Source organism: Streptomyces sp. NPDC006552 (assembly GCF_040611655.1).
GTDB lineage: Bacteria > Actinomycetota > Actinomycetes > Streptomycetales > Streptomycetaceae > Streptomyces.
In genome coordinates this window covers 1-24196 of sequence record NZ_JBEXOS010000020.1, presented here as the reverse complement: position 1 = coordinate 24196, position 24196 = coordinate 1, and the positions used below count along the sequence as shown (strand labels likewise).

The window sequence follows — 24196 nt, the reverse complement described above, 5'->3', positions numbered from 1 at the left end:
AGCGGGCCGGGTGGGACGGCGGGCGGAGGTCCGGCGTCCTCCGCCCGCCGCCGTTCTAGTCGCCCGTGGTGGGCAGTTCCTTGAGCTGGATGTTGCGGTAGGAGACCTGGTCGTCGGCGCCGTGGTTCTGGATGCCGATGTAGCCGTCGGTCAGGCTGCGCTCCGGGTCCTTGTTGGTGAAGTCGTTGATCTTGACTCCGTTGAGGAACAGCTGGAGGCGTTCGCCCTGGACCTTGATCTCGTAGGAGTTCCACTGGCCCGGCGGGCGCAGGACCTGGTCACGGGCCTTGGTGTTGGCCGCCTTGAACGTGTAGATCGAGCCCGTGGTGCGGTCCGGGGCGTCGGTGGCGTCGATCTGGACCTCGTAGCCCTTGTCCACCGCGGACCAGGGGTCGTCGGAGGCGGGGAAGCCCACGAAGACGCCGGAGTTGTCGTCGCCCTGCATCTTCCAGTCGAGCTTGAGCGAGTACGACTTAAGCTCCTTGGCCTGGTACCAGAGCAGGCCCATGCCGCCCTCGGACTCCAGGGTGCCGTCCTTGACGTTGAACTTTCCGGGTCCGGCCTGCTTCCAGCCGGCGAGGGACTGGCCGTTGAAGATCGGCCGGTAGTCCTTGTCCGGCTTGCAGTCGGCCTTGGCCTGGCCGGTGGCGTACTTCAGGCCGCCGAGCAGGTGGGCGCGGTAGGCGTCGTCGGCGTAGGACTCCTTGGTGTGGCCGAGGCCGGTGTAGAAGGAGCGGCCGCCGCCGTAGCTCTGGCACCAGGCGATCGGGTGGTCGCCCTTCATGTTTCCGCCCTCGTAGGTCGTCTCGTCGAGGGTGGCGAGGACGTGGACCTTGTCGCGCGGGTTGGTGCGGTAGTTGTACAGCTCGTCGGTGCGCTCCCAGGCCTGGCCGAGGTGGGCGGTGGCCGGGTTGGCGTGGTCCTCGATCCGCACGGTGGCCTTCTGGATGGCCGGGTGCGAGTCGAAGTAGGCGCCGACGAGGCCGCCGTAGTACGACCAGTCGTACTCGGTGTCGGCGGCGGCGTGGACCCCCATGTAACCGCCGCCCTTGGCGATGTACTCCTCGAAGGCCTTCTGCTGGGTGGCGTCGAGGACGTCACCCGTGGTCGACAGGAAGACGACCGCGTCGTAGCGGGCGAGGTTGTTGGTGGTGAACTGGGCGGCGGACTCGGTGGCGTCGACCGTGATGTTGCTGCCCGCGCCGAGTTCCTTCAGGGCCGCGACGCCCTCGGGGATCGCGTCGTGGCGGAAGCCGGCCGTCTTGGAGAAGACGAGGACCCGCTTGGCGCCCTTGACCGGGGCGTCGTCGGAGATCTCGAAGTCGTCGAGGTCGTAGAGGGCGCCGTCGCCGCCCTTGAAGACGAGGTACAGGCCGGTCGTCTTCTTGGGGACGTTCTTCAGGGGGACGTCGACGTTCTGGAAGGTCTCCCAGCCGCCGGTGACGGGGACCGGGGCGGAGCCCAGCAGGGTGCCGGTCGCCGATCCGGTGCGCACCTCCAGGAAGCCGCCCGCGCCGCCGGAGGAGATCCGGGCGGTGAGCTTCCTGGCCCCGGTGAGGTTGTAGGGGGTGAAGGAGATCCAGTCGCCGTCGTTGATGTCGCCGACGGTCCGGCCGCCGTTGGCCTGGGTCTTGTTCTGCGGCGTGGTGCCCTGCTGCGTGGTGTAGTGCTCGGCCTGGCGGTGGCGCGGCTGGAGCTGCACCTGGTCGTGGCTGGTGAGGGCGGCCTGGCCGCCTCCGCCGCCGTCGGTGTACTCGGCGTCGAGCACGCCGTAGATGTTGGCGTTCGGGTCGTGCTCGGCGTCAGCGGGCGCGGTGATGGTGCCTTCGCAGCCGTTGGCCGAGGTGATGGCGTGGGCGTGGTTGTCGTGGCCGAGGAGGTAGCGCACGGTGACCTTGGAGCAGTCGATCGTCCCGTCCTCCGGGTCGCTGACCGCGACCTTGAAGGGGATCGTGTCGCCGAACTTGAACAGCGCGCCGTTGGCGGGGTTCTGGAACGTCACGGTCGGGGCGGTGTTGCCGACGACGACGCGGACGTTGGCGGAGCCGGTGCGGCCCGTGCCGTCGTCACCCGTGACCGTCACCACGTAGGTGCCGTCCTTGCGGTACGTGTGGCTGGGGGTGGCGCCGGTGCCCTTGGTGCCGTCGCCGAAGTCCCAGCTGTAGGTGATCGGGTCGGAGTCGGCGTCGGTGCCTGTCGCGGTGAACTTCGTCCGCAGCGGCGACTGGCCGGAGGTCTTGGAGGCCGTGGCCTCGATGATCGGCGAGTGGCCGCCGGTGGCGTTCTCGATGCGGTACAGCGCCGAGTGCTCGTCGCCGCCGAACCAGGAGAGCCCGTAGTCGAGGACGTACAGGGCGCCGTCGGGGCCGAAGGCGCTGTCCATGACCTGGGTGCCGGACCACGGGAAGTCGTTGATCTTCGAGGCGTTCCCGGAGCCGTCCTGCTCGATCCGCTTGATCCACTGGCGGCCGAACTCCGTGGCGAAGAAGTCGCCGTCGTACTCCTCGGGGAACTTCACCGGGGAGTCGAGGTTCGCGTCGTAGCGGTAGACCGGGCCCGCCATGGGCGACTCGGAGCCGGAGCCGAACTCGGGCACGGAGGCGTTGTCGTACGGGATCCAGGCGGCCTGCGCCGGCGGCAGGTCGGTGATGCCGGTGTTGTTCGGGGAGGTGTTCTTCGGCGCGTTGCAGTCGTAGGTGGCGCCGGAGGCCTTGGTGGCGAAGTCGTAGTCCACGTACGGGTCGTTGTTGCCCGTGCAGTACGGCCAGCCGAAGTTGCCCGCCTTGGTGATCTTGGCGAACTCGACCTGTCCGGCCGGTCCCCGCTTGGGATCGGCGGCGCCGGCGTCCGGCCCGTAGTCACCGACGTAGACGGTGCCGGTGGGCTTGTCGACGCTGATGCGGAACGGGTTGCGGAAGCCCATCGCATAGATCTCGGGGCGGGTCTTCTCGGTGCCCGGGGCGAAGAGGTTGCCCTCGGGGATGTCGTAGCTGCCGTCCGCCTTGACCTTGATGCGCAGGACCTTGCCGCGCAGGTCGTTGCTGTTGCCGGCGCTGCGCTGCGCGTCGAAGGCGGGGTTGCGGTCGGCGCGCTCGTCGAGGGGGCTGTAGCCGTCGGAGGCGAAGGGGTTGGTGTCGTCGCCCGTCGACAGGTACAGGTTGCCGTCGGCGTCGAAGTCGATGTCACCGCCGACGTGGCAGCAGGTGCCGCGGGAGGTCTTGACCTCCAGGACGTTCTTCTCGCTGGCCTTGTCGAGGGTGCCGTCCTCCTTGAGGACGAAGCGGGCGAGCCGGTTCACGCCGTCGAACTTGGCGAAGTCGGCGGCGGTGCCGTTCTCCGGGGCGTCGCCGGCCGGGGTGTTCAGCGGCGGCGCGTAGTAGAGGTAGATGAACCGGTTGTCCTTGAAGCCGGGGTCGATGCCGACGCCCTGAAGGCCTTCCTCGTCGTGGTCGTACACGTCGAGCTTGCCGGCGACGGAGGTGGAGCCGCCCGCGTCGGTCAGCCGCAGTGTGCCGTCGCGGGCGGTGTGCAGGACGCTGCGGTCCGGCAGGACGGCCAGGGACATCGGTTCGCCGGTCTCGTCCGCGCCCTTGGCGAGGGTGACCTGCTGGAAGTCGGAGTCGGCGGCCGGCTCGGGGTCGGGGTGCGCGCTGGCGGTGGCGGGCACCAGGGCGAGCGAGGAGCCGACCAGCACCGAGCCGGTGAGCAGGGCGAGCGTGGTGCGGAGTCTGGAGCGCCTGGTGGTGCTGGTTCTGCTGCTGCTTCTGTGCACGAAGTCCCTCCGGGAACGGGTGGGCCGTACGGAATGGATGCGAAGACGTGCGGTGCGGGCGCCGGGGTGCGCCGTCACCCCGGAGGCGTGTGTGACAGGGACGTTAACTCCGTTTGTCCGGGCCGAACAGCCCTTGCGTCACAACTGGTTGAGCTTTTTCCTAGTGCAGGACAAAGGCGTTCGGCCCGCCGGACAGGTGCGCCGCAATCAGCTGTTGAACGCGGCGTCGAAGGAGGCGGTCGGCGGCTCGAAGTCGAGCTTGCGCAGGTGGCTCAACGCCTCGGGAGCGCCCTGGAGCCGGTCCATGCCGGCGTCCTCCCACTCCACCGAGACCGGCCCCTGGTAGTCGATCGAGCGGAGCATCCGGAAGACGTCTTCCCAGGGCACGTCGCCGTGGCCCGCGGAGACGAAGTCCCAGCCGCGGCGCGGGTCGCCCCACGGCAGGTGGGAGCCGAGCCGCCCGTTGCGCCCGTCGAGGCGGCGCCGGGCCTCCTTGCAGTCGACGTGGTAGATCCGGTCGCGGAAGTCCCACAGGAACCCGACCGGGTCGAGGTCCTGCCACACGAAGTGCGACGGATCGAAGTTGAGCCCGAACGCGGGCCGGTGGCCGACCGCCTCCAGCGCCTTGTGCGTCGTCCAGTAGTCGTACGCGATCTCGCTGGGGTGCACCTCGTGGGCGAAGCGCACGCCCTCCGCGTCGAAGACGTCGAGGATCGGGTTCCAGCGCGCGGCGAAGTCCTCGTAGCCGCGCTCGATCATCGCCTCGGGCGCCGGCGGGAACATGGCGACCAGGTGCCAGATCGAGGAGCCGGTGAAGCCGATGACGGTGTCGACGCCGAAGGCGGCGGCCGCGCGCGCCGTGTCCTTGATCTCGGCGGCGGCGCGCTGCCGGACGCCCTCGCCCTCGCCGTCGCCCCAGATCCGGGCGGGCAGGATCGCCTGGTGGCGTTCGTCGATGATGGCGTCGCAGACGGCCTGGCCGACCAGGTGGTTGGAGATCGCCCAGCACTTGAGGCCGTAGCGGTCGAGCAGTGCGTGGCGGCCCTTGACGTAGTCGGGGTCGGCGAGCGCCTTGTCGACCTCGAAGTGGTCGCCCCAGCAGGCGAGTTCGAGGCCGTCGTAGCCGAAGTCGCGGGCCAGGCGGCAGACCTCTTCGAGCGGGAGATCCGCCCATTGACCGGTGAACAGGGTGAACTGGCGTGGCACGGTCGCAAGCCTCCTTCAGGCCGGGACAGGGGTGTACACGGAGTTCTTCGCCGCGCTCTCCTCGACCGCCGCGAGGACGCGCTGGACCTGGAGGCCGTCGGCGAACGACGGCGCGGGCGCGATGCCTTCGGCGATGGCGTGGACCAGGTCGCGGGCCTGGTGGACGAAGGTGTGCTCGTAGCCGAGGCCGTGGCCCGGCGGCCACCAGCCCTCCAGGTAGGGGTGGTCGGGTTCGGTGACGAGGATGCGGCGGAAGCCGGCGCTGACGCCGGGTTCGGTCTGGTCGTGGAAGAAGAGTTCGTTCAACCGCTCCAGGTCGAAGGCGAGCGAGCCGCGCTCGCCGTTGAGTTCGACTTTCAGGGCGTTCTTGCGGCCGGTCGCGAAGCGCGTCGCCTCGAAGGAGGCGAGGGCGCCGGAGGAGAAGCGCCCGGTGAAGACGGCCGCGTCGTCGACGGTGACCGGGCCGGATTCCCCTCCCCCGGTGCCGGTGAGTCCGGCCGACGCCCCCGCGAGGAGAGGGCGCTCGCGGACGAAGGTCTCGGTGAGCGCGGAGACGCCCGCCATCGGTTCGCCGGCCAGGTACTGGGCGAGGTCGACGGCGTGCGCGCCCAGATCGCCGAGGGCGCCCGAGCCCGCGTAGGCCTTCTGCAGCCGCCAGGTCAGCGGGAACGCGGGGTCGACGAGCCAGTCCTGGAGGTAGCTGACGCGCACGTGGCGCAGGGTGCCGACGCGGCCGTCGGCGATCATGCGGCGGGCGAGGGCGATGGCGGGCACGCGGCGGTAGTTGAAGCCCGTCATCGCCACCTGGCCGCGGGCGGCGGCCAGTTCGGCCACCTCGGTCATCGCCTCCGCCTCCTCGACGGAATTGGCGAGGGGTTTCTCGCACAGCACGTGCTTGCCCGCTTCGAGCGCCGCGACGGCGATCTCGGCGTGGCTGTCGCCGGGTGTGCAGATGTCGACGAGGTCGACGTCGTCCCGCTCGATCAGCGCCCGCCAGTCCGTCTCGGCGGCGGCCCAGCCGAGCCGGTCGGCCGCGGCGCGCACCGCCGCGCCGTCCCGGCCGCAGACCGCGGCGAGCCGGGGGGTGAGCGGCAGGTCGAAGGCCCGGCCCGCGGTGCGCCACCCCTGGGAGTGGGCGGCGCCCATGAACGCGTAGCCGACCATGCCGACCCCCAGGACCGGCTTCACCTCTTTCTCGCCGTCGCCGCCCGTAACCCGAGCCGTCGTACCCGTGCTGCTGCCTGCCATGCGGAGGTCCTCCTCGTCCACGCGGTGATCGCCCGATGCCTCGTACCGGCGCCGGTCACTTGAAGCCGGTCGGCAGGTACTTGTCGACGTTGTCCTTGTCGACGACCGCGGAGAAGAGGGTCACGTGGGCGGGGATCTCGAACTCGGCCATGCCGCTGATGCCCTTGCCCTGGCCGAGCGCGCGGGCCAGGTCGATGGCGGAGGCGGCCATGGTGGGCGGGTACAGGACGGTGGCCCGCAGGACGCTGTCGCCGGCCTGGATGGCCTGCATGGCGGAGAGGGCGCCCGCGCCGCCGACCATCAGGAAGCCGTCGCGGCCCGCCTGCTTGATGGCGCGCAGCGCGCCGACGCCCTGGTCGTCGTCGTGGTTCCACATGGCGTCGAAGCTCTTCTGCGCCTGGAGGAGCTGGGCCATCTTGGCCTGGCCGGACTCGACGGTGAAGTCGGCGGCCTGGCGGGCGACCTTCTCGATGTTCGGATAGTTCTTCAGTGCGTCGTCGAAACCCTGGGTGCGCTGTTTGGTGAGTTCGAGATTGTCGATGCCGGCCAGCTCGATGACCTTCGCGTTCTTCTTGTCCTTGAGCTTCTCGCCGATGTAGTTGCCGGCGCTCAGGCCCATGCCGTAATTGTCGCCGCCGACCCAGCAGCGGTACGCCTGCGGGGTGTTGAAGATGCGGTCGAGGTTGACGACGGGGATGCCGGCGCGCATGGCCTTGAGCCCGACCTGGGTCAGCGCCTTGCCGTCGGCGGGCAGCACGACGAGGACGTCGACCTTCTTGTTGATGAGCGTCTCGACCTGGCCGATCTGGGCGGCGGTGTCGTTCGAGCCCTCGGTGGCTTCGAGGGTGACGTCGGAGTACTTCTTGGCCCGCTCCTTGGCGTTCTCGTTGATGGCGTTGAGCCAGCCGTGGTCGGCCTGCGGTCCCGCGAAGCCGATGGTGACCTGCTTGCCGGGCTTGTCGTCGGCGGCCGGCTGGTCGGCGGCCTTGCTGCTGTCGTCCTTGTCGCTGGGCTCGTTGCTGGTGCAGGCCGTGAGCAGGCCGCCTGCGGTGACGGCTGCCGCCGCGCCGAACAGGAGTCCTCTGCGGCTCGTGGTCTCTGGCATGGGGTCGTCCCTTCCCGGGGCTGAACGGAGCTGAGCGGAGCGTGAGCAGGTCAGGAGTGTGGGTCAGGTGTGCGCGCTCGCCGTACGTCGCTGGACCAGGACCGCGGCGACGATGATCGCGCCCTTGGCGATCTCCTGGACGTCGCTCTGGAGGTTGTTCAGCGCGAAGATGTTGGTGATCGTGGTGAAGATCAGGACACCGAGGACGGAGCCGACGATGGTGCCGCGACCGCCGGTGAGCAGGGTGCCGCCGATGATGGCGGCGGCGATGGCGTCGAGTTCGTACAGGTTGCCGTTGGTGTTCTGTCCCGAGCCGGCCAGCACGATCAGCAGGAACGCGGCGATGCCGCAGCACAGGCCGGAGAGCAGGTAGAGGTAGAGCCGCTGGCGGCGCACGTCGATGCCGGCGAGCCTGGCGGCCTCCGCGTTGCCGCCGACCGCCACCGAGCGGCGGCCGAACGTGGTGCGGTTGAGGACCAGCCAGCCGATGACCGTGACGGCGGCGAAGACGAGGACCAGCGGCGGGATGCCGAGAATGTACGAGTCCCGCTCGCCCAGCTTCAACACGCTGTCCACGTCGACGACTTGGGTCTTGCCGTCGGTGATCTGCAGGGCGAGACCACGGCCCGAGGCGAGCATGGCGAGGGTGGCGATGAAGGGGACCATGCCGCCGTACGCGATGAGGACGCCGTTGACGAGGCCGCAGCCCACGCCGACGACGAGGGCGGTGAACAGGATGCCGATGAACCCGTACTCCTGGGTGGCGACCGTCGTCGCCCAGCAGCTGGCCAGCGCGACGATCGCGCCGACGGAGAGGTCGATGCCGCCGGAGATGATCACGAAGGTCATGCCGACGGTGACCACGCCGATGACGGAGGCCTGGGTCAGGATCAGCTGGACGTTGTCGGTGTCCAGGAAGGAGTCCGGCTGGGTGATGCCGCCGACCACGACGAGTGCGGCGAGGACACCGAGCAGGGAGAGCGTACGGAGGTCCAGGCGGACGGCCTTGACGGGGCTGGGGGCCGCGGCGCGCTTGGGCTCCGCCGGGCGGGTGGGAGTGGCGGGCTGCGTCATGACGCCGGGGTCCCTTCTGGTCGGGGGTGTCGGAGCGGCAGGGGCGGTGTGCGGGTGTGCCACTCGCCGTGGGGCGGATGCTTCTCGTCGCGTGCGCGTCGTACGTGGCTGCTCGCGCCGTTCCCCGCGCCCCTGGCGGGGTCGCTCATGCCGGGGTGCCTTCCATGACCAGGTCCAGGACCCGGTGTTCCGTGAGGTCCGTCGCGGGGGCCTCGTGCACGACGCTGCCCTCCCGCAGGACCAGGACGCGGTCGGCGAGGCCCAGGACCTCGGGGACCTCGCTGGAGACCAGCAGGACGGCGAGGCCGTCGTCGGCGAGGCGGCGGATGACCGCGTAGAGCTCGGCGCGGGCGCCGACGTCGACGCCGCGGGTCGGTTCGTCCAGGAGCAGGACCTTGCAGCCGCGCAGCAGCCAGCGGGCGAGTACGGCCTTCTGCTGGTTGCCGCCGGAGAGGGTGCGGACGGGGACGGACGGGTTGTCCGGGCGCAGCGACAGCTCGCGGATGGCCTGGTGCGCGGCATTGTTCTCGCGGCCGCGGTCCACCCAGCCCCCGTACGAGAAGCGGGACATGGAGGAGACGGAGACGTTGCGGGTGACGGATTCCAGCATCAGCAGGCCCTGGGCCTTGCGCTCCTCGGGCGCGAGGCCGAGGCCCGCGCGGACCGCCGCGCGCACGCTGCCCGGCCGCAGCGTCCGGCCATCGACGCTGACCTGCCCGGTCGTCGCCTTGCGGGCGCCGTAGATCGTCTCCAGGATCTCGGAGCGGCCCGAGCCGACCAGTCCGGCGAGGCCGACGATCTCGCCGGGCCGCACATCGAGGTCGAGTGGCGCGAACTCGCCGGCGCGGGAGAGGTCGCGCACGCGCAGGACCGGTTCGGCGGTCGCGGCGGTGCCGGGCCGGTCGGGGAAGACGTACTCGACGTTACGGCCCGTCATCAGCGCCACCACGTCGCGGGTCGGGGTGCCCTTGGCGGGCAGTCCACCGGCGACGGCGCGGCCGTCCTTGAGGACGGTGACCCGGTCGCCGATGCGGCGGATCTCCTCCAGGCGGTGCGAGATGTAGACGACCGCCACGCCGTCGGCGGTGAGGCTCGCGACGATCCGGAAGAGGTTGTCGACCTCGTCCGGGTCGAGCGCCGCGGAGGGTTCGTCCATGACGATGAGCCGGACGTCGTGGGAGAGCGCGCGGGCCATCGAGACGATCTGCTGTCCGGCCGCGGAGAGGTCGCCCACCAGGGTGCCGGGGGCGATCTCGCCGTGCCCGAGCCGTTTGAGCAGGGCGGCGGTGGCCGCTTTCGCGTCCCGTCCCCTGACCACGAATCCGGCCGAGGTCGGCTCGTGGCCGAGGAAGACGTTCTCCGCCACCGACAGCCCCTCGACCAGGTCGAGTTCCTGGTAGATGGTGGCGATGCCGAGGCGCATCGCGGCGATCGGCGAGCGCAGGGAGGCCGTCTCGCCGCGCCAGGTGATGGTGCCCTCGTCGGGCTGGTGGGCGCCGGCGAGGACCTTGATGAGGGTGGACTTCCCCGCGCCGTTCTGGCCGAGCAGGCAGTGCACCTCGCCGGCCTCGACCTCCAGGTCCACCCCGTCGAGGGCGCGGACGCCGGGGAACGATTTGGTGATGCCGTACATGGTGAGCAGCGGTGGTTCTGGTGCCGAAAGTGCCATGGCGGTTCCCCTAGCAGCGGGTGCGGGCCGGTTTCAGGGCAGGGCAGAGCAGGGCGCTGTGCTGGGTGAGGCGGTGGAGCCGGGTGGGCTACGCGGGTGAGAACAGGTGGTCGCTGATCAGGCGGGCGCCGCCGATGACTCCGGCGGTGGGGCCCAGCTCGCCCAGGACGATGGGCAGGTTGCCGGTCGCCAGGGGCAGCGACTGGCGGTAGACCTGGGTGCGCAGGGCGGCGAGGAGGGTGTGGCCGAGACCGGTGACTCCGCCGCCGATCACGACCAGGCCCGGGTTGAAGAAGCTGACGAGCGAGGCGATGACCTGGCCGGTGCGGTTGCCGCCGTCGCGGATGAGGTCGAGGGAGGTGCCGTCCCCGGCGGCGGCGGCCACCGCGACGTCGGCGGCGCTGAGCTTCCCGGCCGCCTCCAGGCGTCCGGCCAACTCGGGCGAGCGCCCGTCACGGGCGGCCTCCTCGGCGTCGCGGGCGAGCGCCGCGCCGCTGAAGTAGGCCTCCAGGCAGCCCCTGTTGCCGCAGGCGCACTGCCTGCCGTCGGGCTCGACCTGGATGTGTCCGATGTCGCCGGCCGATCCGGTCGTGCCGCGGTAGACCTCGCCGCCGACGACGATGCCGCAGCCGATGCCGGTGCCGATCTTGACGCAGAGGAAGTCGCGCGCGGAGCGGGCGACGCCCGCGTGCTGCTCCCCCACGGCCATCAGGTTCACGTCGTTGTCGACCATGACCGGGCAGCCCAGTTCCTGGCTGAGTGCCTCGCGGACCGGGAAGCCGTCCCAGCCGGGCATGATCGGCGGGGCGACCGGGACGCCCTCGGGGAAGCGGACGGGACCGGGTACGCCGATGCCCGCCCCGTCGAACCCCTCGGCCAGTCCGGACGCCCGCAACTTCGCGGCCATGGCGAGTACTTGCTCGAAGACCGCGACAGGGCCCTCGCGTACGTCCATGGGCTGGGTAATGTGCCCGAGCACCTCCAGTTCGGCGTTGGTGACGGCGACGTCGACCGAGGTCGCGCCGATGTCGACGCCGAGGAAGCGCAGTTCGGGGGCGAGCCGGATGTTGTGGGAGCGGCGGCCGCCGCGCGAGGCGGCGAGTCCGTCGGCGACCACGAGTCCGGTCTCCAGCAGGCGGTCCACCTCGACGGCCAGCTTGGAGCGCGACAGGTCGATCTGGTCGCCCAGCTGGGCCCGTGAGTTGGGGCCTCCGTCGCGCAGCAGTCGCAGCAACCGCGCCTGGTGCGCGTTGGCGGGTCGTGCCGTCATGCGTCTCACGTGCCCCTCCCCGCCTCTTCGGGCTCCGGTGGACCGACCGCTCCCCTGTCGGTGCCGTCGGTCGGTTCGTGACCGTGATGCTTTCGGCCACTCCTTCTTTCGATGGGGAACGTAGCAGTGCCTGCCGGGTGTGGGAAGAAGTTACGCAGGAATTACCCATGACTTTCTCCAGCCACAGGACAAAGGTCGGAGTGCGGCACAGCCCCCGGGGCCGGCGTGGCGTTCCTCGCCGCCGGGATCAAGAAGGCGCTCGGCACATCGGCGAGCACCTGCACACCGGGCCCGCGCTGGCGCTCGCGGGCGGGATCGCGCTGTTTTTGGCGGGCGATGTGGCGTTCCGGGCGGTCATGCGCCTGTTCCCGGTGCGGTTCCGGGCGCTCGCGGTGCCGGTGGTGCTCGCGACGGCGCTGCTCGGCATCCACGTCTCCGCGCCGGCCCAGCTCCTGGCCCTGGTTCTGATCCTGGTGGCGATGCTCGCGGTCAAGGCGCGCCGGGAGCGGGCGGCTCAGGAGCCGTCCGGCGGATCGCGGCGCGACGCCGCCTGATCCGCCCGGAGGGGACCTCAGTCCTGGTCGCGGTGGTGGTACGTCTCGCGGGTGTGCTCCGTGTGCGCGCGCATCACCGCGGTCGCCCGGGCCTCGTCGCGGGCCGAGATCGCCGCGATGAGTGCGCGGTGCTCGATCCAGGACTGCTTGCCGCGCTGGCGGGCGACGGGCTGGTAGTACCAGCGGACGCGGGCGTCGACCTGGCCGGCCAGTTCGGCGAGGACCACGTTGCCCGCGAGTTCCATGACGGTGGCGTGGAACTCGGCGTTCGTCGCCACGACCAGGTCCACGTCCCCGTCGGCGACGGCCTGCTCGCCCCGGGCGCAGAGCGTCTCCAGGGCGGCGATGCCGGTTGTGCCCGCGTTGGCCGCGGCGAGCCGGGCCGCCTCGGCCTCCAGCAACGTACGGACGGTGAGGAGCTGGTCGGCCTCCTCCTCCGTCGGCTCGTGCACGAACGCGCCCTGGGCCGGGCGCAGATCGACCCAGCCCTCGGTGTTCAGCCGCTGCAACGCCTCGCGGACCGGCTGGCGCGAGACCCCGAGGTGGCCGGCCAGCTCGCTCTCGACGAGGTGCTGGCCGGGCTGGAGGGCGCGGGTCGTGATGAGACCGAGCAGCGCCTCGTAGACCCGCTCGCGCAGCGGGCCGGGGCGCTCCAGCTTGGGCACCGCCCCCTGCGGCAGTCCTGTGGACAACATCGCGGTCCCCCTCCTGGGCTTCGGAGCAGCCGGCAAGCCGGTTCCGGTGGCGGATCCAGTGTCCGCGGACCGTACGGCGCCGGCCCGGGGCGGAACACTCGATTGTCTTTGGAATACAGTTTACCGAGCACAATCGCCACCACCAGGGGCAGTTGGCCTCGTCACATCCCGCGGCCACCGGTCACGGACAGCGCACGACCTGGCCCGCGTAGGAGAGATTCCCGCCGAAGCCGAAGAGGAGGGCGGGCGCCCCGCTGGCCACTTCGCCCCGCTCGATCAGCTTGGACAGCGCCATCGGGATGCTGGCGGCGGAGGTGTTGCCGGAGTCGACGACGTCCTTGGCCACCACCGCGTTGACGGCGCCGATCTTCTCCGCGAGGGGTTCGATGATCCGCAGGTTGGCCTGGTGCAGAACGACCGCGGCGAGGTCGGCCGGGGTGAGGCCGGAGCGTTCGCAGGCCGCGCGGGCGAGCGGCGGCAGCTGCCGGGTCGCCCAGCGGTAGACGGACTGGCCCTCCTGCGCGAAGCGCGCGGGTTCGCCCTCGATCCGTACGGCGTTGCCCATCTCGGGGACCGAGCCCCACAGGACGGGGCCGACACCGGGCTCCTCGCCGTCGGCGCAGGGCTCGATGACGACCGCGCCCGCGCCGTCGCCGACCAGGACGCAGGTGGTGCGGTCGCTCCAGTCGGTGACGGCCGACATCTTGTCGGCGCCGATGACCAGGGCGCGGGTGGCCGCCCCGGCGCGCAGTGTGTGGTCGGCGGTGGCGAGGGCGTGGGTGAAGCCGGCGCAGACCACGTTCAGGTCGAGCGCGGCCGGGGCGGGGACGCCGAGCCGGTGGGCGACGCGGGCCGCCATGTTCGGCGAGCGGTCGACGGCGGTGGAGGTGGCGACGACGACCAGGTCGATGGCGCCGGGGGTGAGTCCCGCGGCGGCCAGCGCCTTGGCGGCGGCGTGCGCGGCGAGCTCGTCGACCGGTTCGTCGGGGCCCGCGAGGTGGCGGGTGCGGATGCCGACCCGGGAGCGGATCCACTCGTCGTCGGTGTCGACCATGCCCGCCAGGTCCTCGTTGGTGAGGACCCGGGCGGGCTGGTAGTGACCGATGCCGACGATGCGTGAACCGTTCATGGTGGTCCCCTCGTAGTGCTGGGCCGCCCCCGTGTGAGCCGCGGACGTACCAGTCTGCTCAGCGACCGGTGAGTACGAGGTGACGTATGCAACAGGATTGTGGTGGATCGGTTGGAGACTTCCGACCGATCAGCCCGTGAACAGCTGCGTGGCCTTTTGCACCAGTTCGTACAGCCCGTAGGCGAGCGGCGCTCCCACCCACAGCCAGGCGAGGGCGATCAGGCCCCGGCGATTAGGCGGGCTGCTGGTGGTCGCGGTCGGCGGTGTCATCGGCGGGCTCCCTGGGGGCGGGGACGTGGTGGCGGGCGTGGACGGGCCGGATGAGTTCGTTGGCGACGAAGCCGACGACCAGCAGGCCGATCATGATCGTGAACGACAGGCCGTAGAGGGCGGGGCCGTGCTTGCCGGCGTCCTCCTGGCTGTCGGAGACCCAGTTGACGATGAGCGGGCCGAGGACGCCGGCCAGGGACCAGGCGGTGAGCAGCCGGCCGTGGATGGCGCCCACCTGGTAGGTGCCGAAGAGGTCCTTCAGGTACGCGGGGGCCGTCGCGAAGCCGCCTCCGTAGAAGGAGAGGATCACCAGCGCGCACAGGACGAACAGCGGCTTGGAGGCGTCGCCGTACAGGGCGATGAGGAGGTACATCACCGCGCCCGCGCCCAGGTAGAGGCGGTAGACGTTCTTGCGGCCGACGAGGTCGGAGGCGGAGGACCAGCCGATGCGGCCGGCCATGTTCGCGGCGGAGAGCAGGGCGACGAAGCCGGCCGCGGCGCTCGCCGTCACCGGCGTGCTGGAGTCCTGGAAGAAGTCGGTGATCATGGGTGCGGCTTTTTCCAGGATGCCGATGCCCGCGGTGACGTTCATGCAGAGGACGAGCCAGAGGCACCAGAACTGGGGTGTACGGATCGCTTGTTCCGCCGAGACCTGCGGGCCGGTGGGGGTTGCTGTCTGCGCGGTTCCCCGTACCCCTGGCCGGGCCTCCTTGCCCGGCACTCGTACCAGGACCACGCCCAGCGTCATGAAGAGCGCGTAGACGAGGCCGTGCACGAGGAAGGCCGCGGCGATGCCGCCGCTGTCCGCGCCGAAGGACTCCAGCATCTGCGCGCTCCACGGTGACGCGATGAGCGCGCCGCCGCCGAAGCCCATGATCGCGATGCCGGTGGCCATGCCGGGCCGGTCGGGGAACCACTTGATCAGGGTGGAGACCGGGGAGATGTAACCGATACCGAGGCCGATGCCGCCGACGAAGCCGTAGCCGAGGACGATCAGCCAGTACTGCTCGGTCACGGCGCCGAGGGCGGAGAGCAGGAAGCCCGAGGAGAAGCAGACGAGGGCGACGGTCATCGCCCAGCGCGGGCCGTTGCGCTCGACGAGTGTGCCGCCGAACGCCGCGGACAGGCCGAGCATCACGATGCCGAGCTGGAACGGCAGCGCGCTCTGGGTGCCGCTCAGGCCGAGGGCGGATTCGAGGGGTGGTTTGAAGACGCTCCAGGCGTACGCCTGGCCGATGGAGAGATGGACCGAGAGGGCGGCGGGCGGAACGAGCCAGCGGCTCCAGCCGGTCGGTGCGACGGGGGGCCTCATGATCAGGAACGGTAGGCAGCGGCAGGGGTGTTGGGAAGAGGCGGGACGCGAGCCGGTGCGCGGAGTCTTGTCGCCCCAACTTCCATACTGTAGACAATATTCCATCGACAGTCTCCGCTTCTCTCCGGACCGCCACTGCCGTGTGAGCAGGGCGGAGCCGGGCCCTCGACCGGACGGAGTCAGCCAGTGAAGGTCGCAGTCCTCGGCGCCGGAGCGATCGGCGCCTACGTCGGAGCCGCGCTGCACCGCGCGGGCGCCGACGTCCATCTCGTCGCCCGTGGACCGCACTTGGCGGCCATGAGGCGCGGCGGTGTCCAGGTCCTCAGCCCCCGCGGCGACTTCACCGCGCGGGCCCACGCCACCGACGACCCGGCCGAGATCGGGCCCGTCGACTACGTGTTCCTCGGCCTGAAGGCCAACTCCTATGCGGCGTGCGGGCCGTTGCTCGCCCCCCTGCTGCACGAGCGCACCGCGCTGGTCGCCGCGCAGAACGGCATCCCCTGGTGGTACTTCCACGGGCACGGCGGCCCGCACGACGGGCACCGGCTCGACAGCGTCGACCCGGCCGGGGCGGTGAGCGCGGTGCTCGCGCCCGGGCGGGCGGTCGGCTGCGTCGTCTACGCCGCGACGGAGCTGGCGGCGCCGGGCGTCGTGCGCCACCTGGAGGGGACGCGGTTCTCCGTCGGGGAGCCGGACCGCTCGGTGTCGGCGCGCTGCACCGCCTTCAGCGACGCGATGCGGGCGGGCGGCCTGAAGTGTCCCGTCGAGCCGGACCTGCGCCGTGACATCTGGATCAAACTGCTCGGCAACATCTCCTTCAACCCGATCAGCGCCCTGGCCCGCGCCACGATGCGGCAGATGTGCCGGCACGGCGGCACGCGCCGGGTCATCGAGATCATGATGACCGAGACGCTCGCGGTCGCCGCGGCCCTCGGCTGCACGCCGGACATCTCCGTCCAGCGCCGCCTGGCCGGCGCCGAACGCGTCGGCGACCACCGCACCTCCACCCTCCAGGACCTGGAGCGCGGAAAGCCCCTGGAACTGGACGTGTTGCTGGCCGCCGTGGTGGAGCTGGCGGAGATCACGGGCGTCGAGGTGCCCACGCTGCGCACCGTGCACGCCCTCGCGGATCTGCTCGCCCACGGCATGAGGAGGGACGCCGCATGAAGCAGAAACGGCGCGAGAACACCCCGAAGACCTACACCCGGCTCACCCACCCGCTGGTGCGCGAGACACCCGGCGACCGCAACTCGCCTTTTAGACAGGCGACTTGGGACGATGCTCTGACCCTGGCCGCCGACGGCTTCCGGCGCTCCCGAGCGGAGCACGGCCCGGACGCCTTCGCGATGCTCTCCTGCGCCCGCGCCACCAACGAGATGAACTTCGTGGCGCAGAAGTTCACCCGGGTCGTCATGGGCACGAACAACGTCGACTCCTGCAACCGTACGTGCCACGCGCCGAGTGTCGCCGGTCTGTCGGCGGTGTTCGGCTCGGGCGGCGGCACCTCCTCGTACGAGGAGGTCGAGCACACCGACCTCATCGTGATGTGGGGCTCCAACGCCCGCTTCGCGCACCCGATCTTCTTCCAGCACGTACTGAAGGGGATCAGGAACGGGGCACGGATGTACGCCGTCGACCCGCGCCGCACCTCGACCGCCGAGTGGGCGGAGAGCTGGCTCGGCCTGAACGTCGGCACCGACATCCCGCTCGCGCACGCGGTCGCCCGGGAGATCATCGCGGCCGGTCTGTACAACAAGGCGTTCGTGGAGCGGGCGACGACGGGCTTCGCGGAGTTCAGGGCGCTCGTCGAACCGTGGACCCTGTCGCTGGCGGAGAAGGTGACCGGCGTCCCGGCGGCCGCGATCCGCGACCTCGCCCACGCCTACGCCCGGGCCGAACGCGCGCAACTGTGCTGGACGCTGGGGATCACCGAGCACCACAACGGCACCGACAACGTCCGCGCCCTGATCAACCTGTCGCTGCTCACCGGCCACGTCGGCCGGTACGGCGCCGGGGTGCAGCCGCTGCGCGGGCAGAACAACGTGCAGGGCGGCGGCGACATGGGCGCCATCCCCAACAAGCTGCCCGGCTTCCAGGACCTTCTCGACGACGGCCACCGGACCAAGTTCGAGCGGGCGTGGGACACGGTGATCCAGCCGCGGCCCGGCATGACCCTCACCGAGATGTTCGAGGCGATGGAGCACGGGCGGCTGCGGGCCGTCTACTGCATCGGCGAGAACCCCGCGCAGTCCGAGGCCGACAGCGAACAGGCCGTGCGCCGGCTCGCCGCCCTCGACCACCTCGTGGTGCAGGACATCTTCCTGACCCGGACCGCCGAACTGGCCGACGTGGTGCTGCCCGCGACCGCGGCCTGGGCGGAGACCGACGGCACGACCACCAACAGCGAGCGCCGCGTCCAGCGCGTGCGCGCCGCGCTCACCCCGCCCGGTGAGGCCCGCGAGGACATCGCCATCCTCTGCGACCTCGCCGCGCGCCTGGGCCACGACTGGAAGTACGCGGACGCCGAGGCCGTCTGGAACGAGCTGCGGGCGCTGTCACCGGACCACTTCGGCATGACGTACGACCGTCTCGCGGCGCACCAGGGGCTCCAGTGGCCCTGTCCGGACGTGCAAGAGCTGCCCTCCTCGTACCTGCACGGGCGGCTGTGGGACGCGGACCCGGCGCGGCGCGGACCGCTCGCCCCGTTCGGGCTCGTCGAGCACGATCCGCCGGTGGACCTGACCGACGAGGCGTATCCGATCCGGCTGACGACCGGGCGCCGGCTCGACTCGTACAACACCGGGGTGCAGAGCGGCGGGTTCGCCTCGCCGCTGCGCCGCGGGGAGTACGTCGAGCTGTGCCCGGAGGACGCCGAGCGGTACGGGGTCGCCGTCGGCGAGGAGGTCCGGGTCTCGTCGCGGCGCGGCGTGGTGACGGCGCCGGTCTGGGTCGATCCGGGGCTCCGTCCCGGGCTCGCCTTCATGACCATGCACTTCCCCGACGAGGTGGACACCAACGCGCTGACGATCGAGGCGAACTGCCCGATCGCGGGGACGGCGGAGTTCAAGGCGTCGGCGATACGTATCGAGAAGCTGCCCGCGTGAGCGGAGAGGGGCTGGGCGACCGTGGATCTGCGCTTCGGTGACAGCAGGCCGACGGACGAGGAGCGGGCGGCGGTCGACGCGCTGCTCGGGCCGCCGGAGTCCGCGTGGGAGGGGGCCGACGACCGTTCCGACGCGGATCTGCGGTGGGCGCGGGGTGGGCGGGCCGCCCGTGAGCGGCGGGATCTGCTGTTGCCGGGGCTGCACGCCGTCAACGACCGGGTGGGGTGGATCAGCCCCGGTGCGCTGGACTATCTGTGCCGGCGGCTCACCGTGCCGCCCGCGGAGGCGTACGGGGTGGCCACGTTCTACTCCATGTTCTCGGTGCGGGAGCGACCGCCGACCGTGCTTCATGTGTGTACGGATCTGGCGTGTGCGCGGGTCGGGGGGCCCGGGCTGTATGACTCGGCGCGGGAGCGGCTCGGGCCCGATGTGCAGGTCGCCGAGTCGCCGTGTCTGGGGCTTTGTGAGCGGGCGCCGGCTGCGCTGCTGGTGAAGGCCGGTGTGCCGGGTTCCGCCGCGCCTGTCGCACTGTCACGGGGCTCCGCCCCGGACCCCGCTGCCGCTCGTCCGGCAGCGGAGCTGGAATGGGCGGGCGGGGTTGAGGCTGTCGCCTCGGCGGCCGTGCCGCAAGCCGGGCAGCCCGGACTCGTGCTGCTCAAGCGCGTCGGCCGGGTCGACCCCGCCTCCCTCGACGACTACCGGGCCGAAGGCGGGTACAGCGCGCTGCGCCGCGCCTTCGCCCTCGGGCCCGCCGCCGTCATCCGGGAGGTGACGGACGCGGGTCTGGTGGGGCGCGGCGGGGCCGCGTTCCCGACGGGGCGCAAGTGGCAGGCCACCGCGGCGCAGCCGGACGGGCCGCACTACCTCGTCTGCAACGCCGACGAGTCCGAGCCCGGCACCTTCAAGGACCGGGTCGTGCTGGAGGGCGACCCGTACGCGCTCGTCGAGGCGATGACGATCGCGGCGTACGCCACGGGCGCGCGGCACGGCTACCTCTATGTGCGCGGCGAGTACCCGCGCGCCCTCGCCCGGATGAGCCACGCCCTCGAACAGGCGCGGCTGCGCGGGCTGTTGGGCGCGGACATCCTCGGCCACGGCTTCTCCTTCGACATCGAGATCCGGCGCGGCGCGGGCGCCTACATCTGCGGTGAGGAGACCGCGCTGTTCAACTCCATCGAGGGGTACCGGGGCGAGCCGCGCTCCAAGCCGCCCTTTCCCGTCGAGAAGGGCCTGTTCGGCAAGCCGACGGCCGCCAACAACGTCGAGACGCTCATCAACGCCCTGCCGATCCTGACCATGGGAGCGCAGGCGTACGCGGCGATCGGGACCGGGCAGTCGACGGGGCCCAAGCTGTTCTGCGTCTCCGGCGCCGTCGAGCGGCCCGGCGTCTACGAGCTGCCCTTCGGGGCGACGCTCGGCGACCTGCTAGCCCTCGCCGGTACCCCAGGACCGCTCCGCGCGATCCTGCTCGGCGGCGCCGCGGGCGGTTTCGTCCGCCCCGACGAGCTGGACATCCCGCTCACCTTCGAGGGAACCCGGGCCGCCGGCACCACGCTCGGCTCCGGGGTGGTGATGGCCTTCGACGACGCGCTGCCGCTGCCGCGCGTCCTGCTGCGCATCGCCCAGTTCTTCCGCGAGGAGTCCTGCGGGCAGTGCGTGCCGTGCCGGGTGGGCACGGTGCGCCAGCAGGAGGCGCTGCACCGCATCGCCGAGAAGAGGGGCATCGCGGCCGACGACATCGCCCTGCTGCGCGAGGTGGGGCGCACCATGCGGGACGCCTCGATCTGCGGTCTCGGCCAGACCGCCTGGAACGCCATCGAGTCCGCCATCGACCGCCTGGGGGCGTACGCGTCATGACCGCTGTCGAGCTGGGGATCCCCCGGCGCCTGCTGGAATTCACGATCGACGGGGAGCCGGTGCGGGCCGCCGAGGGGGCGACGGTCCTCGACGCCTGCCGCGCCGCGGGGAAGGAGATCCCGACCCTGTGCCAGGGGGACACCCTGACACCGAAGAACGCCTGCCGGGTGTGTGTCGTCGAGGTGGAGGGGGCCCGGACCCTCGTGCCCGCGTGCTCCCGCGCGGCCGAGCCGGGGATGGCGGTGCGCACGGACACCGAGCGTGCCCGGCACAGCCGCAAGGTCGTCCTGGAACTCCTCGCCTCCTCGGTCGACATGTCGACCACTCCGCGGTTCGCCACCTGGCTCAAGGAGTACGAGGCGAAGCCGGACCGGTTCGGTCCGGACGCGGAGCGGCTCGGCGAGGAGCCGAGGATCGACAACGACCTCTACGTACGGGACTACGACAAGTGCATCCTCTGCTACAAGTGCGTCGACGCCTGCGGCGACCAGTGGCAGAACACCTTCGCGATCGCGGTCGCCGGGCGCGGTTTCGACGCCAGGATCGCCGTCGAGCACGACGCGCCGCTGACCGATTCGGCGTGTGTCTACTGCGGCAACTGCATCGAGGTGTGTCCGACGGGCGCGCTGTCCTTCACGTCGGAGTACGACATGCGGGCCGCGGGCACCTGGGACGAGTCGGCGCAGGAGGAGACGGTGACGGTGTGCGCGTACTGCGGAGTCGGCTGCAACCTGACGCTCCACGTGCAGGACAATGAGATCGTGAAGGTCACGTCGCCGCACGACAACCCGGTGACGCACGGCAACCTCTGCATCAAGGGCCGTTTCGGCTACCAGCACGTACAGAACCGGGACTGATCAGGACATGGGACGAGTCACGGAACGGCGCAAGGTGATCCGGATCAGAGACGGGCACGTCTCGGTCCGGCCGGACACCCTCGTCGCGGAGGAACCGCTGGAGATCCGGCTGAACGGCAAGCCGCTCGCCATCACCATGCGCACGCCCGGCGACGACTTCGCGCTCGCCGCGGGGTTCCTCGTCAGCGAGGGCGTGTTCGGCGGCGCCGACGAGCTGCAGTCCATCGTCTACTGCGCCGGGGCGACGCAGGACGGCTCGAACACGTACAACGTGGTGGACGTGCGGACGGCTCCCGGGGTCGTGCTGCCCGACATCACGCTGGAGCGCAACGTCTACACCACCTCGTCCTGCGGGCTGTGCGGCAAGGCGAGCCTCGACGCGGTGCGCACCACGGCCCGCTTCCCCCTCGCCGACACTCCCCCGGTCCGGCTCACGCCGGAGCTGCTCGCCTCGCTGCCGGACCGGCTCCGCGCGGACCAGCGCGTCTTCGACCGGACCGGCGGGCTGCACGCGGCGGCCCTCTTCGACGAGGAGGGGCGGCTCGTCGACATACGGGAGGACGTGGGCCGGCACAACGCGGTGGACAAACTCGTCGGCCGCGCTCTGCAGAACGGGGACCTGCCGCTGTCGCGCTCGGTGCTCATGGTGTCCGGGCGGGCCTCGTTCGAGCTGGCGCAGAAGGCCGTCATGGCGGGCATCCCGGTGCTGGCCGCGGTCTCCGCGCCGTCCTCGCTCGCCGTCGACCTGGCCGCCGAGACGGGGCTGACCCTGATCGGCTTCCTGCGGGGCTCCTCCATGAACGTGTACGCGGGCGAACACCGGGTGGCGCTGCGGGCCGAGACGACGGCCCCGCGGCACGGCTGACCCGTACCCGCTCCCGCGGCACGGCGGCGGGGGCCCGGACCGGCGGGGAGCGCCCCCTGCGCCGGCCGGGCCCTCCTGCCGCCGGCACGCGTGTGCCGCGGTTCCGCTCCCCTACCCCGGCCTGGGCCAGGTGGCCCAGATCCCTGACCCTGATCCCCTGATGCACGCTTCTTGTGGGGTGGCGAAGGGCCCCAGTAGCGTCGGTGGCGCATACGTTGGACGTGGGATGTCCGGATGTCCGTATGACCCGAAGGGTGGGACGCGCCATGCGACGAAGAACCGTCCGCGCACGTCTGAGATCGGTGGTGGCGGCGCTGGCCGTCGCCACGGCACTGCCCGCTCCGGTGGCCGCGCAGGCCGCCACCGCAGCGGAGACCGCGCCGCCGTTCGGACAGCAGGTGCTGTTCAGGGCGGACCAGGATCCCGGTTACGCCTGCTACCGCATCCCCGCCGTCGTGGCGACGGTGAAGGGGACCCTGCTGGCCTTCGCCGAGGGCCGCACGAGGGACTGTTCGGACGCCGGTGACATAGACCTCGTCGTCAAGCGGTCCGAGGACGGCGGCCGGACGTGGTCACCGCTCCAGGTCGTCAACGAGGGCGCCGGCGACACGCACGGCAACCCGGCACCGGTCGTCGACCGGACCACCGGCCGCATCCTCCTCGCGGAGACCTACAACACGGGCCGCACCGACGGCGGCAACTGCGCCATACCATGTGACCGCACACCGCACCTCCAGTACAGCGACGACGACGGCCGCACCTGGTCCGCGCCGCGCGACCTCAGCGACGAACTGCTGCCCCCCGACTTCAACTCCTGGTACGCGACCGGCCCGGTGCACGGCATCCAGCTCACCCGGGGCCGCCACCGCGGGCGCCTCGTCTTCACGGTCAACGCCGAGACGTGGAACGGCAGCCGGATCAGCGCCAACCACGCCGCGCTGATGATCAGCGACGATCACGGCGCGCACTGGCGGACGGGCGCGAAGGACACGTGGCCGATCGCGGAGGACGGCACGTTCCGTCAGAAGCCGTCCGAGATGACGCTCGCGGAGCGCCCCGACGGCACGGTCTACGTCAGCGGGCGGGAACAGGACGGCACCGACCTCGGCCACCGCACACACGCGGTGAGCCGGGACGGCGGCGAGTCGTTCACCGGACCCTTCACCGCGCTCCCGGACCTGTACGCGCCCCAGGTGCAGTGCTCGGTGCTGCCCGCCGGGCCGGGCGGGCGGCGGCTGCTGCTCGCCTGCCCCGGCGACCCGGACCGGAGGCGCACCATGACCATCAGGTCCTCCTACGACGGCGGGCGCACCTGGGAGAGCTTCGACCGGAGCACCGTGGTGACCAGGGACTGGTCGGGCTACTCGGACCTGGTGCAGGCCGACCGGGACCACGTGGGCCTGATGTACGAGGGCGGCGCGGTCGACGCGCGGGACGAGATCCGCTTCGCCCGGTTCACGCTCGACTGGCTCAAGGAGCGGCGCGGCGCCGATCCGCGGACGACCGACCTGACCTGGGGCGCGCGCCCCGCGGCCGTCCTGGGCGGCGCGTCGGTGACGGACGGCGCGGTCGGGCGGGCGCTGTCGTTCGACGGGGTGGACGACGCGGTCCGGCTGCCGTACCGGCCGCAACTGGCGCTGGGGACGCAGGACTTCACGGCCTCGCTGCGGTTCCGGTACACCGCGGCCACGGGCGAGCAGCCGTTTTTGTGGATGGGCGGCACCGGGACGACGCAGCCGCAGGTGTGGGTGCGGGGCGAGCCCGCGTCCGGCCGCGTCACGGGGTTGATCACCGTGCGGGACGGCGCGGGCGCCCCCCGGTCCGTCTCGGTCAGCAGCGCCTCGGCGTACAACGACGGCGCCTGGCACCGGCTCGAACTGCGGCGCGCCGACGGGCAGGTGACCCTCGCCATCGACGGCGCCGTCGTCAAGGCCGCGGCCGACGTGCCTGGTTCGGTGAGCCGGAACTCGCCGTTCGGGGTGCACGTGGGGCAGCGGATGGACAGCCGGGCGTATCTCACCGGGGCCCTTGACGAGGTGCGGGTCACCTCACAGGGGCGGTCCGTGTTCTGGCTGCCGCTGGAGCGGGTGCACCCCGGCGGTTAGCACCACGGGGGGCCGCCGGACGGGTGGGTGCGGCGGCGCAGCGCGCTGACCCGGTCCGCCCGCACGCACGCCATCGCCACCAGAACAGCCGCCATAAGGAACAG

General features: G+C 71.5%; 17 protein-coding genes. 7 read left to right on the top strand and 10 right to left on the bottom strand.

Annotated elements, in window-relative coordinates; all coding sequences use genetic code 11:
- Window positions 1–55 precede the first annotated feature (55 nt).
- The 7 genes from ABZY33_RS14695 to ABZY33_RS14665 form a co-directional block, all read right to left on the bottom strand.
- The gene (locus tag ABZY33_RS14695; RefSeq protein ID WP_356491923.1) at window positions 56–3772 is read right to left on the bottom strand and encodes a ThuA domain-containing protein; all 3717 of its coding nucleotides are present in this window, start codon (window positions 3770–3772) and stop codon (window positions 56–58) included.
- Window positions 3773–3979: 207 nt separating this feature from the next.
- Entirely contained in the window at window positions 3980–4978 is a 999-nt protein-coding gene (locus ABZY33_RS14690; RefSeq protein ID WP_356491922.1) for a sugar phosphate isomerase/epimerase family protein, read from the bottom strand.
- Between the two features lie 15 nt (window positions 4979–4993).
- Complete coding sequence (locus ABZY33_RS14685; RefSeq protein ID WP_356491980.1) at window positions 4994–6142, bottom strand: Gfo/Idh/MocA family oxidoreductase; 1149 nt, start codon at window positions 6140–6142, stop codon at window positions 4994–4996.
- 139 nt (window positions 6143–6281) lie between these two features.
- Complete coding sequence (locus ABZY33_RS14680) at window positions 6282–7331, bottom strand: substrate-binding domain-containing protein (protein WP_356491921.1); 1050 nt, start codon at window positions 7329–7331, stop codon at window positions 6282–6284.
- Window positions 7332–7394: 63 nt separating this feature from the next.
- Entirely contained in the window at window positions 7395–8405 is a 1011-nt protein-coding gene (locus tag ABZY33_RS14675) for an ABC transporter permease (protein WP_356491920.1), read from the bottom strand.
- A 145-nt stretch (window positions 8406–8550) separates the two neighbouring features.
- Window positions 8551–10038 (bottom strand): sugar ABC transporter ATP-binding protein, encoded by a 1488-nt coding sequence (locus ABZY33_RS14670; RefSeq protein WP_356491979.1) that lies wholly within the window; start codon window positions 10036–10038, stop codon window positions 8551–8553.
- Window positions 10039–10162: 124 nt separating this feature from the next.
- Window positions 10163–11344 carry an ROK family transcriptional regulator gene (locus ABZY33_RS14665; protein ID WP_356491919.1) on the bottom strand — a complete coding sequence of 394 codons (1182 nt, stop codon included), beginning with the start codon at window positions 11342–11344 and terminating at the stop codon, window positions 10163–10165.
- 167 nt (window positions 11345–11511) lie between these two features.
- Between ABZY33_RS14665 and ABZY33_RS14660 the strand changes: the two genes are divergently transcribed.
- The gene (locus ABZY33_RS14660) at window positions 11512–11898 is read left to right on the top strand and encodes a hypothetical protein (RefSeq protein WP_356491918.1); all 387 of its coding nucleotides are present in this window, start codon (window positions 11512–11514) and stop codon (window positions 11896–11898) included.
- A 17-nt stretch (window positions 11899–11915) separates the two neighbouring features.
- Here ABZY33_RS14660 and ABZY33_RS14655 read toward each other — a convergent pair whose 3' ends face one another.
- The 3 genes from ABZY33_RS14655 to ABZY33_RS14645 all read right to left on the bottom strand — a co-directional run bounded on the left by ABZY33_RS14655 (window position 11916) and on the right by ABZY33_RS14645 (window position 15304).
- On the bottom strand, window positions 11916–12593 hold the full coding sequence (locus tag ABZY33_RS14655; protein WP_356491917.1) for a GntR family transcriptional regulator: 678 nt from the start codon (window positions 12591–12593) through the stop codon (window positions 11916–11918).
- A gap of 181 nt (window positions 12594–12774) precedes the next feature.
- Window positions 12775–13722 carry a beta-ketoacyl-ACP synthase III gene (locus tag ABZY33_RS14650; protein WP_356491916.1) on the bottom strand — a complete coding sequence of 316 codons (948 nt, stop codon included), beginning with the start codon at window positions 13720–13722 and terminating at the stop codon, window positions 12775–12777.
- A 232-nt stretch (window positions 13723–13954) separates the two neighbouring features.
- Window positions 13955–15304, bottom strand: a complete 1350-nt coding sequence (locus tag ABZY33_RS14645) for an OFA family MFS transporter (protein WP_356491915.1) — start codon at window positions 15302–15304, stop codon at window positions 13955–13957.
- 186 nt (window positions 15305–15490) lie between these two features.
- Between ABZY33_RS14645 and ABZY33_RS14640 the strand changes: the two genes are divergently transcribed.
- The 6 genes from ABZY33_RS14640 to ABZY33_RS14615 all read left to right on the top strand — a co-directional run bounded on the left by ABZY33_RS14640 (window position 15491) and on the right by ABZY33_RS14615 (window position 24092).
- The gene (locus ABZY33_RS14640) at window positions 15491–16471 is read left to right on the top strand and encodes a 2-dehydropantoate 2-reductase (RefSeq protein ID WP_356491914.1); all 981 of its coding nucleotides are present in this window, start codon (window positions 15491–15493) and stop codon (window positions 16469–16471) included.
- Complete coding sequence (locus ABZY33_RS14635) at window positions 16468–18408, top strand: molybdopterin-dependent oxidoreductase (RefSeq protein WP_356491913.1); 1941 nt, start codon at window positions 16468–16470, stop codon at window positions 18406–18408. Before ABZY33_RS14640 ends, ABZY33_RS14635 begins: the two co-directional genes overlap by 4 nt.
- 21 nt (window positions 18409–18429) lie before the next feature.
- Window positions 18430–20265, top strand: a complete 1836-nt coding sequence (locus ABZY33_RS14630; RefSeq protein ID WP_356491912.1) for an NADH-ubiquinone oxidoreductase-F iron-sulfur binding region domain-containing protein — start codon at window positions 18430–18432, stop codon at window positions 20263–20265.
- Window positions 20262–21122: a 2Fe-2S iron-sulfur cluster-binding protein gene (locus tag ABZY33_RS14625; RefSeq protein WP_356491911.1), complete on the top strand. Its 861-nt coding sequence runs from the start codon at window positions 20262–20264 to the stop codon at window positions 21120–21122. Before ABZY33_RS14630 ends, ABZY33_RS14625 begins: the two co-directional genes overlap by 4 nt.
- Window positions 21123–21129: 7 nt before the next feature.
- The gene (gene fdhD / locus ABZY33_RS14620) at window positions 21130–21987 is read left to right on the top strand and encodes a formate dehydrogenase accessory sulfurtransferase FdhD (RefSeq protein ID WP_356491910.1); all 858 of its coding nucleotides are present in this window, start codon (window positions 21130–21132) and stop codon (window positions 21985–21987) included.
- Window positions 21988–22253: 266 nt separating this feature from the next.
- On the top strand, window positions 22254–24092 hold the full coding sequence (locus ABZY33_RS14615; RefSeq protein WP_356491909.1) for an exo-alpha-sialidase: 1839 nt from the start codon (window positions 22254–22256) through the stop codon (window positions 24090–24092).
- The last annotated feature ends 104 nt before the right edge of the window (window positions 24093–24196 follow it).

Coding starts and splice junctions, on each gene's coding strand:
- ABZY33_RS14655 (WP_356491917.1), bottom strand. CDS start 12,593: ATGTTGTCCACAGGACTGCCGCAGGGGGCGGTGCCCAAGCTGGAGCGC.
- ABZY33_RS14660 (WP_356491918.1), top strand. CDS start 11,512: ATGACTTTCTCCAGCCACAGGACAAAGGTCGGAGTGCGGCACAGCCCC.
- ABZY33_RS14650 (WP_356491916.1), bottom strand. CDS start 13,722: ATGAACGGTTCACGCATCGTCGGCATCGGTCACTACCAGCCCGCCCGG.
- fdhD (WP_356491910.1), top strand. CDS start 21,130: ATGGGACGAGTCACGGAACGGCGCAAGGTGATCCGGATCAGAGACGGG.
- ABZY33_RS14635 (WP_356491913.1), top strand. CDS start 16,468: ATGAAGCAGAAACGGCGCGAGAACACCCCGAAGACCTACACCCGGCTC.
- ABZY33_RS14670 (WP_356491979.1), bottom strand. CDS start 10,038: ATGTACGGCATCACCAAATCGTTCCCCGGCGTCCGCGCCCTCGACGGG.
- ABZY33_RS14615 (WP_356491909.1), top strand. CDS start 22,254: ATGCGACGAAGAACCGTCCGCGCACGTCTGAGATCGGTGGTGGCGGCG.
- ABZY33_RS14665 (WP_356491919.1), bottom strand. CDS start 11,344: ATGACGGCACGACCCGCCAACGCGCACCAGGCGCGGTTGCTGCGACTG.
- ABZY33_RS14675 (WP_356491920.1), bottom strand. CDS start 8,405: ATGACGCAGCCCGCCACTCCCACCCGCCCGGCGGAGCCCAAGCGCGCC.
- ABZY33_RS14645 (WP_356491915.1), bottom strand. CDS start 15,304: ATGAGGCCCCCCGTCGCACCGACCGGCTGGAGCCGCTGGCTCGTTCCG.
- ABZY33_RS14680 (WP_356491921.1), bottom strand. CDS start 7,331: ATGCCAGAGACCACGAGCCGCAGAGGACTCCTGTTCGGCGCGGCGGCA.
- ABZY33_RS14685 (WP_356491980.1), bottom strand. CDS start 6,142: ATGGTCGGCTACGCGTTCATGGGCGCCGCCCACTCCCAGGGGTGGCGC.
- ABZY33_RS14625 (WP_356491911.1), top strand. CDS start 20,262: ATGACCGCTGTCGAGCTGGGGATCCCCCGGCGCCTGCTGGAATTCACG.